The organism is Vibrio penaeicida (assembly GCF_019977755.1).
GTDB classification, from domain to species: domain Bacteria; phylum Pseudomonadota; class Gammaproteobacteria; order Enterobacterales; family Vibrionaceae; genus Vibrio; species Vibrio penaeicida.
In genome coordinates this window covers 4,119,007-4,134,604 of sequence record NZ_AP025144.1, presented here as the reverse complement: position 1 = coordinate 4,134,604, position 15,598 = coordinate 4,119,007, and the positions used below count along the sequence as shown (strand labels likewise).

14 protein-coding genes are annotated in these 15,598 nt (G+C 45.3%); all 14 read left to right on the top strand.

What is annotated here, in order from left to right:
* Positions 1 to 333: 333 nt before the first annotated feature.
* Positions 334 to 1,089 carry an amino acid ABC transporter substrate-binding protein gene (locus LDO37_RS18490; RefSeq protein WP_126609537.1) on the top strand — a complete coding sequence of 252 codons (756 nt, stop codon included), beginning with the start codon at positions 334 to 336 and terminating at the stop codon, positions 1,087 to 1,089.
* 92 nt (positions 1,090 to 1,181) lie between these two features.
* Complete coding sequence (locus tag LDO37_RS18485; protein WP_126609538.1) at positions 1,182 to 1,853, top strand: amino acid ABC transporter permease; 672 nt, start codon at positions 1,182 to 1,184, stop codon at positions 1,851 to 1,853.
* A complete protein-coding gene (locus LDO37_RS18480) occupies positions 1,850 to 2,587 on the top strand; it encodes an amino acid ABC transporter ATP-binding protein (RefSeq protein ID WP_126609539.1) in 738 nt (245 codons plus the stop codon). Before LDO37_RS18485 ends, LDO37_RS18480 begins: the two co-directional genes overlap by 4 nt.
* Positions 2,588 to 2,806: 219 nt before the next feature.
* Positions 2,807 to 2,944, top strand: a complete 138-nt coding sequence (gene rpmH, locus LDO37_RS18475) for a 50S ribosomal protein L34 (RefSeq protein ID WP_101114886.1) — start codon at positions 2,807 to 2,809, stop codon at positions 2,942 to 2,944.
* A 45-nt stretch (positions 2,945 to 2,989) separates the two neighbouring features.
* Positions 2,990 to 3,313: a ribonuclease P protein component gene (gene rnpA, locus LDO37_RS18470; protein ID WP_233448346.1), complete on the top strand. Its 324-nt coding sequence runs from the start codon at positions 2,990 to 2,992 to the stop codon at positions 3,311 to 3,313.
* Positions 3,280 to 3,537, top strand: coding sequence for a membrane protein insertion efficiency factor YidD (gene yidD / locus LDO37_RS18465; protein ID WP_004400212.1), 258 nt, complete (start codon positions 3,280 to 3,282; stop codon positions 3,535 to 3,537). The genes rnpA and yidD overlap by 34 nt, the downstream gene beginning before the upstream one ends.
* A gap of 2 nt (positions 3,538 to 3,539) precedes the next feature.
* Positions 3,540 to 5,177 (top strand): membrane protein insertase YidC, encoded by a 1,638-nt coding sequence (gene yidC, locus LDO37_RS18460; protein WP_126609540.1) that lies wholly within the window; start codon positions 3,540 to 3,542, stop codon positions 5,175 to 5,177.
* Positions 5,178 to 5,307: 130 nt separating this feature from the next.
* Positions 5,308 to 6,669 (top strand): tRNA uridine-5-carboxymethylaminomethyl(34) synthesis GTPase MnmE, encoded by a 1,362-nt coding sequence (gene mnmE, locus LDO37_RS18455; RefSeq protein ID WP_126609541.1) that lies wholly within the window; start codon positions 5,308 to 5,310, stop codon positions 6,667 to 6,669.
* Between the two features lie 294 nt (positions 6,670 to 6,963).
* Entirely contained in the window at positions 6,964 to 7,476 is a 513-nt protein-coding gene (locus LDO37_RS18450; RefSeq protein ID WP_101114881.1) for a sigma-70 family RNA polymerase sigma factor, read from the top strand.
* Between the two features lie 7 nt (positions 7,477 to 7,483).
* Positions 7,484 to 8,428 carry a FecR domain-containing protein gene (locus tag LDO37_RS18445; RefSeq protein WP_126609542.1) on the top strand — a complete coding sequence of 315 codons (945 nt, stop codon included), beginning with the start codon at positions 7,484 to 7,486 and terminating at the stop codon, positions 8,426 to 8,428.
* Positions 8,429 to 8,500: 72 nt separating this feature from the next.
* Entirely contained in the window at positions 8,501 to 11,617 is a 3,117-nt protein-coding gene (locus tag LDO37_RS18440) for a TonB-dependent receptor (protein ID WP_126609543.1), read from the top strand.
* Positions 11,618 to 11,784: 167 nt separating this feature from the next.
* Positions 11,785 to 13,203 carry a PKD domain-containing protein gene (locus LDO37_RS18435; protein WP_126609544.1) on the top strand — a complete coding sequence of 473 codons (1,419 nt, stop codon included), beginning with the start codon at positions 11,785 to 11,787 and terminating at the stop codon, positions 13,201 to 13,203.
* 58 nt (positions 13,204 to 13,261) lie between these two features.
* Positions 13,262 to 14,605 carry a PKD domain-containing protein gene (locus LDO37_RS18430; protein WP_126609545.1) on the top strand — a complete coding sequence of 448 codons (1,344 nt, stop codon included), beginning with the start codon at positions 13,262 to 13,264 and terminating at the stop codon, positions 14,603 to 14,605.
* A gap of 195 nt (positions 14,606 to 14,800) precedes the next feature.
* Positions 14,801 to 15,535, top strand: coding sequence for a Slam-dependent surface lipoprotein (locus LDO37_RS18425; RefSeq protein WP_126609546.1), 735 nt, complete (start codon positions 14,801 to 14,803; stop codon positions 15,533 to 15,535).
* Positions 15,536 to 15,598: the final 63 nt, after the last annotated feature.

Genomic DNA, 15,598 nt, shown 5'->3' with positions numbered 1-15,598 from the left:
GTTGCCCTCACTCTTGTAATCGTTATTTGGAAAAGGTTGGTAATTCTAGCGCTCTGTTGCCCAGATCGCTAGTAAATGATCGCAGATCCAGTGAATAAGATCTAAGTTATTCACAATTTTTCATCCTCAATTCGAGTGATCCGCACACTTTTCCCCAATATTACCCACATGATCACCCACAATTTGTGGATCAATAGCGGTTTATCCCCAAGATCAAATGTTAACAAGTCGTTTCTTTTAAGATAGTTGGTTATTTGTAATAACAACTCGTTATTTTCACTAATAATACAATTAACAGTAATATTCCCCTCCATAATAATGAGGATATAACGAATGAAATACTGGATTAAGTCCGCACTTGCTGCTCTCGCTCTAACTGCTTCTTTTGCACAAACTGTTCACGCTGCGACAGACGTGAAAGTTGGAATGTCTGGCCGCTACTTCCCATTCACGTTTGTGGAAAAAGATGTGCTTCAAGGTTTTGAAGTCGATCTTTGGGACGAAATCGGCAAACGTAACGATTACAACGTTGAATACGTAACGGCAAATTTCTCGGGTTTGTTTGGTCTTTTAGAAACGGGGCGTATTGACACCATTTCTAACCAAATCACCATGACGGATGTGCGTAAAGCAAAATACCTTTTCGCTGACCCATACGTCGTTGACGGTGCACAAATTACGGTTCGTAAAGGCAACGATGAGATTAAAGGCATCGCTGATCTTGCAGGTAAAACGGTTGCAGTAAACCTAGGCTCGAACTTCGAGCAACTGCTACGCGATTACGATAAAGACAACAAAATCAACATCAAGACCTACGACACAGGTATCGAGCACGATGTTGCACTTGGTCGCGCTGACGCGTTCATCATGGACCGTTTATCTGCACTAGAGCTTATCAAGAAGACAGGTCTTCCTCTTGAGCTTGCAGGTCAGCCATTCGAAACCATTCAAAATGCATGGCCGTTCGTTGATAACGAAGCGGGTCGTAAGCTTCAAAAAGAAGTGAATGCGGCACTGAAATCGATGCGTGAAGATGGCACATTGAAAGAAATTTCAACTAAGTGGTTCGGCGGCGACATCACTCAATAATCAAAAAGCACAATACACAAGGATAAAGGTGGAATCATGGTTCCGCCTTTTCTTGTCTCTGCTACATCCGAATTTTAAGTACAGGTAATCATATGGGTTTCGACTTTAACTACATGATGGAATTGATGCCGATACTGCTGAAGTATCTCGGTACCACCATGTCTATGGCCACCTGGGGACTGCTGTTTTCTTTGATACTGTCGGTTATTCTCGCCAATATCCGTGTGTTTAAAGTGCCAGTGCTGGATCAGCTTAGCCAGCTATACATCAGCTTTTTCCGAGGAACACCGCTACTCGTTCAACTTTTCTTATTGTATTACGGATTGCCTCAGATCTTTCCGTTTATGGTGGGGTTGGACGCGTTTAGTGCGGCTGTTATCGGCTTAACCCTGCACTTTGCCGCTTATATGGCGGAAAGCATTCGCGCAGCGATTATTGGCATCGACAGAAGCCAAATGGAAGCCAGTTTGTCTGTAGGTATGACTACCAGCCAAGCCATGAGACGCATTATTTTGCCTCAGGCAACCCGCGTAGCTCTTCCGTCTTTGATGAATTATTTCATCGATATGATCAAATCGACGTCGCTGGCCTTTACGTTAGGTGTCGCTGAAATCATGGCGAAAGCGCAAATGGAAGCGTCATCCAGTTTCCGATTCTTTGAAGCGTTTTTAGCGGTTGCATTGATTTACTGGGGTGTGGTCTTAATTCTGACCCGTGTTCAAATTTGGGCAGAAGCGAAGCTCAATAAGGCATACGTACGATGATAAAACTCGACAACATTCATAAAAGCTTCGGCGATACTGAAGTATTGAAAGGCATTGATATCGAGATCCAGCAAGGCGAAATCATCGTTATCATTGGCTCAAGTGGTACCGGAAAATCCACACTGCTGCGTTGCGTGAATTTTCTAGAGCAAGCCAACAAGGGTGTGATCTCCATTGATGACATTACTGTCGATGCAGAAAAGCACACCAAATCGGACGTTCTGGCGCTGCGTCGCAAAACCGGTTTTGTTTTTCAAAGCTATGCACTCTTTGCTCATATGACAGCACGACAAAATATTGCTGAAGGCTTGATCACCGTCCGTGGTTGGAAGAAAGATCAGGCATTAGAGCGCGCTCAAGCGATTCTAGACGACATTGGCTTGGGTGATAAAGGGGATAGCTACCCTGCCGCGCTTTCAGGCGGTCAGCAGCAACGAGTGGGTATTGGTCGCGCAATGGCATTTCAGCCCGAACTTCTGTTGTTTGATGAGCCAACTTCGGCACTGGATCCGGAATGGGTGGGTGAAGTGCTCAGCTTAATGAAATCGCTCGCTGCGAAAAAACAGACCATGCTTGTCGTGACACACGAGATGCAATTTGCCAGAGAAGTTGCAGACCGAGTGATCTTCATGGCAGATGGACACATAGTGGAGCAAGGTTCTCCACAAGATATTTTTGGTAATCCACAGGATCCAAAACTGCAAAAATTTCTTCGCCAGGTGGGGATCGAATAAGGATCCTTGAGATTTAACTGACAATCCGTATAATTCGTCGACCGGAATTTTCGTTAGACCAATGATTGACTCTTAATGAGTCAGTGATTACAATTCCGCCTCTTTGTTGAGAGGCGTCGGATTTCGCTCAGACTTTCTAATAAAGAGCCAGAGTGAAGTTAAGTCCCACGCCGGGTTTAACATAAACCTATAAACTACTGATCAGTAAAGGTAATAACAATGTCTAAACGCACTTTTCAACCTTCAGTTCTGAAGCGCAAGCGTTCTCACGGTTTCCGTGCTCGCATGGCAACTAAGAACGGTCGTAAAGTAATTAATGCACGTCGTGCAAAAGGCCGTGCGCGCCTTTCAAAATAATATTTAATTATTTTGAGCAAGTACGCGTTTAATCGGGAGTTACGTTTGTTAACTCCCGAGCATTATCAAAATGTCTTCCAGCAAGCTCATCGAGCAGGCTCACCTCATTTCACCATCATTGCCCGAAAGAATTCTCTTTCACATCCTCGCTTAGGCTTAGCTGTCCCTAAAAAGCAGATTAAAACTGCCGTCGGTCGTAATCGTTTCAAACGTCTGGCTAGAGAAAGCTTCCGCCTGTCACAACATCAGCTACCAAGCAAAGATTTTGTTGTGATTGCGAAGAAAAGCGCTCAAGATTTAAGCAATGAGGAAATATTTAAGCTCTTCGATAAGTTATGGCATCGCCTTTCTCGCCCCTCTCGTGGTTAGCCATTGGTCTGATAAAAATCTACCAGTGGGTGATTAGTCCGTTAATCGGACCACGTTGTCGTTTTACACCAACCTGTTCTCAATATGCGATTGAAGCGTTGAAAGCTCACGGTTTTGTAAAAGGGTGTTGGTTATCAGGCAAACGTCTATTAAAATGCCATCCTTTGAGCGATGGGGGATATGACCCCGTTCCACCACACCAAAAACAAGACAGAGATAAATAACGATGGATTCTCAACGTAATATCCTACTGCTCGCTTTGGCACTGGTTTCTTTCTTGCTGTACCAACAGTGGCAAGTAGAAAAGAATCCCGCGCCACAACAACAGGTTGAGCAGGTACAAAACAGCGGTACTCTTCCGGCCCCAGACTTTGCGGACCCACTAGCCGACCCTGCACCTCAAGCAGCAGCGCCTTCAGCGCAAATCGTAACCGTAAAAACAGATGTCTTGACGCTCTCTATCGATACATTCGGTGGTGACGTGGTTGAAGCAGATCTAAATCAGTACGCGAAAGAATTCGACTCAGCAGACCCATTTGAACTGCTGAAAAACAGCCAAGGTCAAACATTTATCGCTCAAAGTGGCCTTGTGGGTCCTCAGGGTGTCGACCTAAGCAGCAAGAGCCGCCCTGTTTATCATGTGGCATCAAACAGCTTCGAGCTGGCTGATGGTAAAGATGAACTGAGCATTCCTATGACGTTTGAAGCGAACGGTTTGCAGTACGTGAAAACGTTTGTGCTTAAGCGCGGTCACTACGACCTTAAAGTGAAATACGATGTTGTAAACAACTCTGGTACTAACGCAACTTTCGGTATGTACGCGCACCTTCGCCAAGACCTAATGGACGACGGTGGCAGCATTACCATGCCAACGTACCGTGGTGGTGCTTACTCATCACAAGACGTTAACTACAAAAAATACAGCTTCGATGATATGCAAGACCGCAGCTTGGCCATTGAGCTGACAACAGGTCAAGGTTGGGCGGGTATGATCCAGCATTACTTCGCAGCTGCGTGGATCCCAGAGCAACAGCCTGGTACTCGACTGTATACGCGTGTTATCGGCAACAAAGGTGACATCGGTGTTCGTATTCCAGACATCACGATTGCTAATGGCGCAACGGGCTCAGTTGAATCAACTCTTTGGGTTGGTCCAAAACTTCAAGACGACATGGCAGCTGTAGCACCACACCTAGATTTGGTAGTGGATTACGGGTGGCTATGGTTCATCGCGAAGCCTCTTCACTGGTTGCTCTCTGCCATTCAAGGCATTGTGATTAACTGGGGTGTGGCTATCATGGTTCTGACGTTTATTGTTCGTGGTGCGATGTACCCACTAACAAAAGCGCAATACACCTCCATGGCAAAAATGCGCATGCTACAGCCTAAGCTGCAAGCGATGCGTGAGCGTATTGGCGACGACCGCCAACGCATGAGCCAAGAAATGATGGAACTGTACAAGAAAGAAAAAGTAAACCCGTTAGGCGGTTGTTTACCTATCCTTCTTCAGATGCCTATCTTCATCGCACTATACTGGGCGCTGATGGAATCGGTAGAACTTCGTCACTCGCCGTTCTTTGGTTGGATTACTGACTTGTCTGCACAAGACCCGTACTACATCCTTCCTGTTCTGATGGGTGCAAGTATGTTCCTAATCCAGAGAATGAGCCCATCAACCATTACGGATCCGATGCAGCAGAAAATCATGAACTTCATGCCATTGATGTTCACGTTCTTCTTCCTGTGGTTCCCGTCCGGTTTGGTTCTATACTGGTTGGTTTCCAACGTCGTGACAGTAATTCAGCAAACTCTGATTTACCGAGCGCTGGAAAAGAAAGGCTTACATACTAAGACAGCCAAATAAAGACTAAGACAGCCAAAATAATAGAAAGAAAGGCGACCAAATGGTCGCCTTTTTTAATAGTGCTGATTACAATTGCGCACAAAGAACTCAACACAGTAATGGGCAAAATGCCCCTTCAGGTAAAAATGCTATGACAACTGACACTATAGTCGCTCAGGCTACCGCTCCGGGACGAGGCGGTGTAGGTATAATTCGGGTATCAGGTCCACTCGCAGCGCAAGTTGCTTTAGAAGTGACAGGCAAAGTATTGAAGCCTCGATATGCTGAATACCTCCCGTTCAAAAACCAAGACGGCTTAGAACTGGATCAGGGCATAGCGCTTTACTTCCCTAACCCACATTCATTCACGGGTGAGGATGTGTTAGAGCTTCAAGGGCACGGTGGTCCTGTTGTCATGGATATGTTGATAAAACGTATTTTGAGCATCTCTGGCGTGCGCCCTGCACGCCCAGGCGAGTTTTCGGAGCGTGCATTCCTAAACGACAAAATGGATTTAACTCAAGCAGAAGCTATTGCTGACTTAATCGATGCAAGCTCAGAAGAGGCGGCGAAATCCGCCCTGCAATCTCTGCAAGGTGAATTTTCCAAACGCATTCATACGCTGGTGGAGTCTTTAATTCACTTGCGCATTTATGTTGAAGCCGCCATTGATTTCCCAGAAGAAGAAATCGACTTTCTTGCCGATGGCAAAGTCGCCACCGATCTGCAAACCATCATCGATAATCTCGCCGCGGTCCGCCAAGAAGCCAATCAAGGTGCCATTATGCGAGAAGGCATGAAGGTGGTCATTGCTGGTCGGCCAAATGCAGGGAAGTCCAGCTTACTTAATGCACTTTCTGGCAAAGAGTCTGCCATTGTTACCGATATAGCGGGTACGACGCGAGATGTGCTGCGTGAACACATTCATATTGATGGTATGCCGCTGCATATTATTGATACCGCGGGTTTACGTGAAGCATCCGATGAAGTAGAAAAAATCGGTATTGAGCGCGCTTGGGAAGAAATAGAGCAAGCCGACCGAGTCTTATTTATGGTGGATGGCACTACAACCAATGCCACCGACCCACGTGAAATTTGGCCCGATTTTGTGGATCGATTGCCTGAAAAAATCGGCATCACAGTGATCCGCAACAAAGCCGATCAAACCAGCGAAGATCTTGGGATCTGCCACGTCAACACACCAACACTTATCCGCCTATCGGCAAAAACAGGGGAAGGTGTGGATGCATTGCGTAATCATCTGAAAGAAATCATGGGGTTTTCTGGCAATCAAGAAGGCGGATTTATGGCGCGTCGCCGTCATTTGGATGCACTGGAACGTGCGGCTGAGCACTTGGATATAGGTCAACAGCAACTCGAAGGTTACATGGCAGGCGAAATTTTGGCGGAAGAACTTCGAATTTCTCAGCAACACCTCAATGAAATTACAGGTGAATTCAGTTCTGACGACTTACTCGGTCGAATTTTTTCTTCATTTTGTATCGGAAAATAGTACTTTCCATATTCAACCACCCTCATTTAATTTGGACGAAATGAGGGTAAATACCCTTCAAAATACCGTATAGTGGTGCGAAAAGTTGTTAAGTTACGAAGCCTTTCGTTTTCAATTAGAAAGATTCGACTTTTCATTGCCACATATCTCATTTACACAATTTATTTCTTTTCTCAGTATTTATTGATCTAGATCTACCGCCAAATTCTGCTATATTTCGTTGCCTGTTATCAATATAAATGATAACCATTATCATTTAAGTAAGCCAAATCTAGGCGATAGGAGTAACAAGCGATGGTGGCAATTGACCCAGCTAATATGCAACGCATTGATAATATGTATCAAGAGCACCGCAGCTGGCTCTCGGTATTCGTTCAACGACGCCTTGGTTGCCCTGAAGTTACTGCTGATTTGGTTCAGGACACGTACCTAAGGTTGTTAACCAAAGGCAAGCTTCCCGAACAAAAAGATTCGCGCCGCTATCTGACAACCATTGCCAAGGGTTTGGTTATCGATCTCTATCGAAGACGTCGGATTGAAACCGCTTATCTTGAGCTATTAGAAAGTGAGCCGGCTGATGTGTCCTCCTCACCCGAATCCCATACTTTGGTGGTGGAAGCACTGGTCGAAATTGACACCCTATTGAATAAACTTCCACACAAAGCGAGACAAGCCTTGCTGATGCGCCAACTTGAAGGCAAAAGCTACAAACAAATCGCCCAAGAGTTGGATGTATCGGTCTCCTCAGTTGAAAAGTACGTCGCCAAAGCCTTGCAAGGCTGCATGATGGCAATGCTCGAGGTCTGATTTGTCGATGGATAGAATTTCTCGAGAATCCATAGAGCAAGCATCTCTATGGATGGCTCGCTTATGGGCAGATGACGTCACAGAGCAAGATAAAAAAGCATTCAACACCTGGCGTACCGCTCACCCAGACAATGAATTTGCTTGGCAGCAATTGGAAAATCTGCAAAAAAAGTTTGCCTCTGTTCCAAATCCTCAGCTCAGTGGAAAGGTACTCGGTCGCAATCGTCGTGGAACCACTCGTAGGCAAGTTCTCCTTTGGGGAGGTGTCTCTGTTAGTACGTTAGCCCTGATGATGTCTACACAGGTTACCCAACCAACTGGCGCAGAATACGCTACAGCAACGGGCGAAGTGCGCTCGCTATCACTTTCTGATGGCACAGAATTAATCATGAATACCGCCACTCGTGTTTTTGTCGATTTCAATCAATCAGAAAGAATCTTGCACCTCGTTCAAGGGGAAATAATGATCACCAGCGGTCATCACTTAACCCCGTTTAAAGTGATAACAGGTCAAGGGAGAATCGTTCCAATTGGCACTCGTTATACTGTCCACCAGCAAGCGGAGCAAACTCAAGTCAGTGTGTACGAAGGAGAAGTGGCGGTTTATCCTGAGCAAAGCTTTGAGTCTACTCACATTCTTTCTGGTGAGAGCATTGTATTTAATGCTAATCGCACCGATACAAAATACGCCAATCGAGCGACTGACGCATTGTGGCTAAAGCAAAAAATCCTAGCTCAAGCAACACCACTGCCGGACTTCATTAACGATCTCGCCCGATATCGTCGTGGAGTGATCAAAGTCGACCCTAGTCTCCATCATTTAAAACTTACTGGTGTTTTCTCCACCAGAGACACAGACAAAACCTTGTACAACGTCAGCCAAGTCCTCCCGATCGAGATCCGCTACCGCACCCCTCTTTGGGTGAGTATCACCCCCAAACAAAATCATTGAGGAATGTTTACGGATTTTGACGTCTCACTCGGTGTAATTACCAGTGAGTAAAATAACGAAAAGGATAGCAAGGTGTCGTTCCTGCCAAGGCTTACACGTCAAGCCGTATTAATACGTGTCAAACTGGGTCTTACCGCTCTTCTTGTTCCAGCAATAGCTTGGTCTGCACAAAGTTTTCAAATCCCTGCAGGCAGGCTGGATCAGGTTTTGAATCAATTCGCTTTGGAAGCAGATATCGAGTTTTATCTGAATGCATCGCTTTCTGAAGACATATACAGCCAAGGGATACAAGGTGATTTCGATCCAGCGCAAGCGTTGACTTTATTGTTAGAAAATACAGGGCTTGTCGCGGAACCACAGGAAGATGGCAGTTTTATTCTTACGCCACTCAACAGTGCAATGACGTTGGATGCCATTCAGGTTCGTACCCATTTCGATGATGAAATTGCTCGGGATGAAACTGGTGAATTGGATGTTTACGACGCTGACACATCCACCGCCTATATCAGCAAAGAAGAGATAGAGCGCTTCAAAGGTGCCAGTGGTGCCGACTTGTTCACAGGCATGGCCAATACGTTCAGTGGTGAAGCACGAAACGGTGGCAGCAGCATCGACGCTAATATCCGAGGTGTCCAAGGTCCAGGACGAGTTCCGGTTGTGATTGACGGTACCGAACAGGGAATTTCGGTTTACAACGGCTATCGCGGTGCGTCGAACCGTAACTACATCGACCCCAATTTGATTGGTGGCATGAAGGTCCACAAAGGGGCGCAGCTCAATTCTGACATCAATACGTCAGTGGGGGGAGCAGTAGAAGTTACCACATTGTCACCGCAAGATATCATCGAAGAAGGGGAAACCTTTGGCATGGAGTTTGTGGTAGAGGGCAGCAGCAACTCTGTCGCTCCCAATGTCGCACGCCTTCATACAGGTAAACATTGGCAAGATGTTCCTGTCTACAATGAACTTGGTGGCGTTCCTTTGTATCAAGACCCCGAAGTTCGCTTTCAAACGCGAGACAACAGGAACGACAACCCGCTAGCCGGTAAAGATGTGGCATTTCGATTAGCGATGTCTGGTATAGCACAAAATTTTGAATGGTTAGGTGCTTACGCCTATCGCAAGCGCGGAAATTACCACTCTGGTACTCAAAAAGCGGAATTCTATCAACAACCTTATTCCGAAGAAGATTCAGGCACTAACTTTGGACGGATACCTTACCTGCAACCGGAGCACGTCGCTTTAAATCACCTTCCAAGGCATGAAGTTTCCAATACTTCATCAGAAATGCAGTCATACTTGCTAAAAACCACTTACAAGTTTTCAGACTTCGAGAAAATTCAGTTTAATGCGCGCTACACCGAAAGCATTCACGGGGAGATTCTAGCGAGTCGTTCAGACTATCGTACCTCAGACGGTATGCCGCAATGGCCATTGGCAAAGGTGAAAATTCAAGCTTACAGCTTTAAATATCGGACCAATCCAGACAATCCATATATCGACTTAAGCACCAACTTGTGGACAACGTTTTCAGATTCAAAAACCAATACGGGATATGGGTTCCCAAATTTTGCACATTTTCAGCCCGTTAACCCAGATATCATCATCAATACCGCCACCGTATTCAATAAAGAACGGCGTATAGGGTTTAACTTCAAAAACAAAATGCGGCTGGCAGATAACTGGGATCTCACGCTATCAGGGCACTATCAAGATCATAAATTGGTGCCAAAAGAAGGGCTACAGCACATGATCGACTTCTATGGCGGTGCTGTTCGCTCTGGTGAACGAGAAGAATACAACGGCGCTGCCAAGTTGGAATGGCGAGCCAACGACTCGTGGATCTTCAATGCGGGTTTACGGTACGGAAAATATAAATCAGTCGATCACTACATTAAAAATCGAGTAGATGCCGGAGACAAAGAATCTCTGCGCGAGTACAAAACTGAAGGCTATAGGCTAACCTACCAAACAAAAGAGACCTACGATCCCGCAGAAATGGCACAAAAAGTTGCTAATGCAGAACATGAAGTGCGCACAACATTTACTCGTCAGAATTTGAGAAAGGAAATTTCTCGCTTACAAAATCTGATCAAGTTATTCCCTGATCAAGCTTCTAAATACCAAAGTCGTCTAACCAATACCCAGTTAGAACTCACCAACTTTGACGTACTCCTAGAGAAAAAGGTCAGAGAGAGTATCACGGTGGCCCAAAATGATAAGACCTATATTCAAGAACACACTCACGATTGGGTAACGGACGGCAACAATGACTTGAGCCTTTCTAAAAATGCTTGCGCGCAAGCTATGACAAAACCAACCTACATTCAAGGCAGTTGTAAGATAGCTCGACTTGCTGATGTACCAGCCTACAATACGAACTACGAAACTAATGGTAGCGGTTGGATGCCTTCACTTACTGCTACCTGGCTTATCAGCGATGATAAACGTGCATACGCACGCTACGCAGAAACGCTTCGCTTCCCTAGCCTTTTTGAGAGCACAAGCGGTTTTTCAGCTACGCCAACAGCATCCGCGCCCCTTCAACCTGAACGAGCTCAACTGTTTGAATTGGGCTACATAAAATACTTCGATACCGCCAACATCAAGATCGCTTATTTTGATCAACAAATAGATGATGTTATGGACAGAGATCGCCGTGACATGGCGTTTTCAAACCTCAACTACCAACGCACAAGCGGCATCGAATTACAGGCTGCCTATGACAATGAACGCTATTTCGGCGAGTTGTCTGCCGCATACAACTTCCGAAATCAGGTCTGCGATGAGAACTCTGCGGCACAAGAGTTTGTTGTTGATCTCATTGATGGTGAAAAACCACAAACAAATCAATGTATGAGAGGCGGATTCTCGCAAGTCAGTTATCTCTCAGCTCACGCTGCACCCGAATATTCCACCAGTCTGTTGTTAGGCTCTCGTTTCTTCAATCAAGCATTGGAAACGGGCGTACGCGGTAACTACCAATCTGGCAGCCACGAAGACGAAGTCGTCAATCGAAATAAAACTCTAACCTTCGATGCTTACATAAAGTACGAAATCTACAAAGGGCTCGACGCAGAACTAGTGGGCACAAACATTCTAGATTTGTACTACCTAGAACCTGGCTCAATCTCTGGAATGCCAGCTCCAGGACGCACGATAAGCCTAAAACTGAAAGGTAAATTCTAACCTTGAATAGAAGATCGAATAGCGTTCTGCCATTTCCAACCTATCAAGGTAGAAAATTTTTACGGATTTCACGCATTGGCTCGGTGTATGGGGTGAGACATTAATTCCAACTTGTTAGCAGATCCCCACATAACGTCTGCACCAAGAAAAATACTCAGGACGATACAATGAATTCAAAAATTAAATGGACACTTCTGTCATTGACGATTCCAGCCCTAATAGCCTGCGGTGGTTCAGAGTCATCGGATTCACCAAAAGATAACACCAAGCCTTCAGTTATAGAGCCAAAACCAACGCTATTTGCCGTTACAAACCAAGGTGAGAATGCGAAGGTAAATTCCAGAGTTCGTCTTGATGGCTCTAGCAGTTACAGCTTGGAAGGTCGTGTACTGACCTACAACTGGGTTATCTCGACTAAACCAGATAGCAGCAACGCGGCACTGAGTAAAGCCGATGCGATTTCTCCAACGTTCGATCCTGACGTTGCAGGGACTTACATTATTGACTTAAGGGTGAGTAATGGTTCAAAGACCAGTAAAGCGACCTCGGTAACGTTTAACGCATCTACCGATGCGGTGAATGCCGCTCCAAACGTCTTCCCTGTTACAAATGTCAATGCGGTTACCGACACCGCCATCAACCTAAGTGCAAATGCGAAGGATGCCGATGCGCGAGACCAACTCACCTACGCTTGGTCGGTTTTAAAACAACCTGAAGGCGCTACACCAACTTTAACGAACGAGACAAGCGAGAGTGCTGCTTTCACGGGTAACGTTATTGGTGAATACCAAGTTCAAGTTGCAGTATCTGACGGCACTGACACTGTCAGTAAAACCATTACTGTAAATGTTAATGATGGCAACGTTGCCCCTATTGCTAAGGCATTTGCTTTTACAACACCAGCAGAGAATACCTCTGAGCCCGTCAATAAATCCAACGCGGCAACATTTGAGTTAGGGGGTGAAGCAACGCTCGACGCCTCTCATAGCTACGATGCCAATACCACAGACATAAATACTTATCAGTGGTCTGTTGTATCCAAACCAAGTGATAGCAAAACAGCACTTAGCGACAACACTGCAGAAAAACCCACTTTTACTCCGGATGTAATCGGCGAATATACCTTCTCATTAACCGTTAACGATGGGCAGGAGAGCAGCGAAAGAGCCTTTGTACGTGTTTCGGCAACTGAAACTGACTCCAGCCAAATCAAATTGTTTGATAAAGATGGAAATGAGCTAACCTGGCCACAAAAGCCAACCGATATGATTACGAAATCTCTTAATGGAAGTACCCCTGATTTTGTTGAGGTCAGTTCGTATCGACTCGAAGCGATTAACGCAGACTTCAAAATTATTGAATCAAGTACTATGGAGTTAGACGCTCAAGATCCATCAGCGATAGCTTTCACACCAAGAATTGAAGGGCTGGAAACAGGAACAGTGGTTCGAGCAGGCGATGTTATAGAAGTCAGCTTGCAAGCAAAACCAACAAATGGCGCGATGAAAATGCTTGTTTTCAGTTTTGCATTCAGTCTGAACCCTGAAATCCTAGTATCAACAGGTCATACATTTATCACAAACTAAGCTCAAAGAGGTGCGGAATCCGCACCTTTTCCTTTAGTTCGATTATGGAATAAAAAGAATGAAAAACATCTACCTAGGCTTTGTTTCTACTCTGGCTATTTTGATGACCGGATGCAACGGTGGAGAGGCAGAGTCGATAGACAGTGCCAGTGGAAACCGTACCCCCATCGCTATTGCTGGAATAAATCAACAAGTGAAGGTAGGTGATTTAGTCGCATTGGATGGAACAAATAGTGTAGACAGAGACAACGACGCACTGTCTTTTCAATGGACACTGGTAGAAAAACCGGAAAACAGCACCGCTCAGTTAAATTCACCTAACTCAACCAGACCCGATTTCAATGCAGATCTTGCAGGTACTTACTTGATCGACCTTGTGGTTAATGACGGCAAAACAAACAGTCGTACTAATCAGGTAAAAGTTGTTGCTGTTACCGTCGGTGAAAACTCAGCGCCTACTTTGAGTATTACTCAAGGAAAACGTAATAATTTAAGGTACTACTTACATATCGATAGTGGTGCAAACGATATTGATGATGATGAGCTGTATTTTTCTTGGGAAATAATAGATAAGCCACAACACAGTCATCCCATACTTTCAGACAATGGAAGTACTTCTTCATTAAAAGCAGATGTAGAAGGTGACTATACGGTAAAAGTGACCGTCTCCGATGGAGTAGAAGTTATTTCTTCTACATCAACTTTCTATTTTTTCTATGAAAACGTTGCACCTCTTGCCTACTTTGAACCTCCTTTCTACACATACGTCGGTCATCAAGTCCAAATAGACGGATCGGTCAGCAGCGATGGGAATGGTGAACCATTAACCTACCAATGGACGCTATTATCTAAACCGGAAGGAAGCCAAGCGACTTTTGACGACGCGACAGCCGTAAAGCCTTCATTTGTGGCAGATCTAGCTGGAACATATAGATATTCTTTAACGGTTAATGATGGTCAACTCGACAGCGATCCACCCTATTCTGAATACTCAATCGCCCTCACCCCTTCCGATCCACAACTTCGCATTTATGAGCACCCTCATTCAATGCCAGAAAATATGCCTTACAAAAAGACATTTACGGTAGACAAACGCGGTAGCCAAGGTTCTCTCCATGTTCTTGGGCGCTATACCCTGACGGCGATTGGTGCCGACGTCAGCATCCAAGACATTCACACTCAGGACAACAATGGCGTTGTTACCCCATACTTTAAGGGGCTAGACGAAATAAAATTGATCACCCTAGCTAAAGGCGAAAGTCTATCTTTTGAATTGATAGCACCTTCGACCAACGGTCAGCAAGCCGACCTTAAGTTTGAGTTTCACTGGGGAATAAAGGGACCTGGGAAATTCACGAAAGCCGAGCTTTTCAGAGCCCGATATCATTTCACCAGCGACTAGCCTAACTACTATTTACTCCTACTGAAGCCAGCTAATCCAAGCTGGCTTTTTTTATTTTTTTAACTCGCAGGGTTACGGGTTTTGCCTTTTCATCCGGTAGAAATAGTAAGACAACGCAGGAGATCTGTCGTGCGCACCAGAAACTCTTTGGTTGTTTCCTTAATCATATTTCAACCCATATAAAAGGAAGAGAAAATGAAACCAGTTCAACTTTCATGGATTACAGCGGCTATGCTTGGTCTTAGCACAATGGCACACGCAGGTTTTGATGGTGCAAGCAGCGACAATACGGTTCGTCAGGTTGGTGTATCTGAAGTTTATGTCCCATTTTTCCACCAAAAAGGCAAAGCGGGTATTGGTAAAGCTGGCGGTAAACGTGTGGATTTCCAAAGCCTAGCAAATCGCGCTTCAGGTATTTTTGGAACGACTCGCAACGGTATTCATACTTCAGGTAACTACCACTTTAGCAACACACACTACAACTTTGCTAAAGCCGCGAATCAAGATGTATGGTTCGGTGAGTGGTATGAAGGCGATCAAGATACAGGCTTCAACAACCGCGTTGTTTACTACGTAGGTGATGACACTGGTACTACTGTTCCAACGAGTGGCGTAGCGACGTACTCAGTAGCTGGCATCAACAAGTTCTCTGGTTCTAACAAGTTGAATGGTACGTTTACAGCAAACTTTGGTACGCAAACACTGACAGGCAACATCGCCAACTCCTCATTGTCTGTCGGTGTAAACGCATCAATTAATGCCTCTACCGCAGCATTTACTGGTTCTGCAACAGCTTCTGTAAATGGCGGTGCCGCGACAAACGGTGCGTCTCAAGGTCACTTCTTTGGTGCAAACGCATCTGCTCTTGCAGGTATTGCGACCTTCACTAACAGTGATCTAGACACAGCATTTGGTGGCAGCAAAAACTAATTGTTGAATCTCCCTCATACAGAAGCAGCCTACGCTGCTTCTGTTTTTCTTTCTTTACCATTT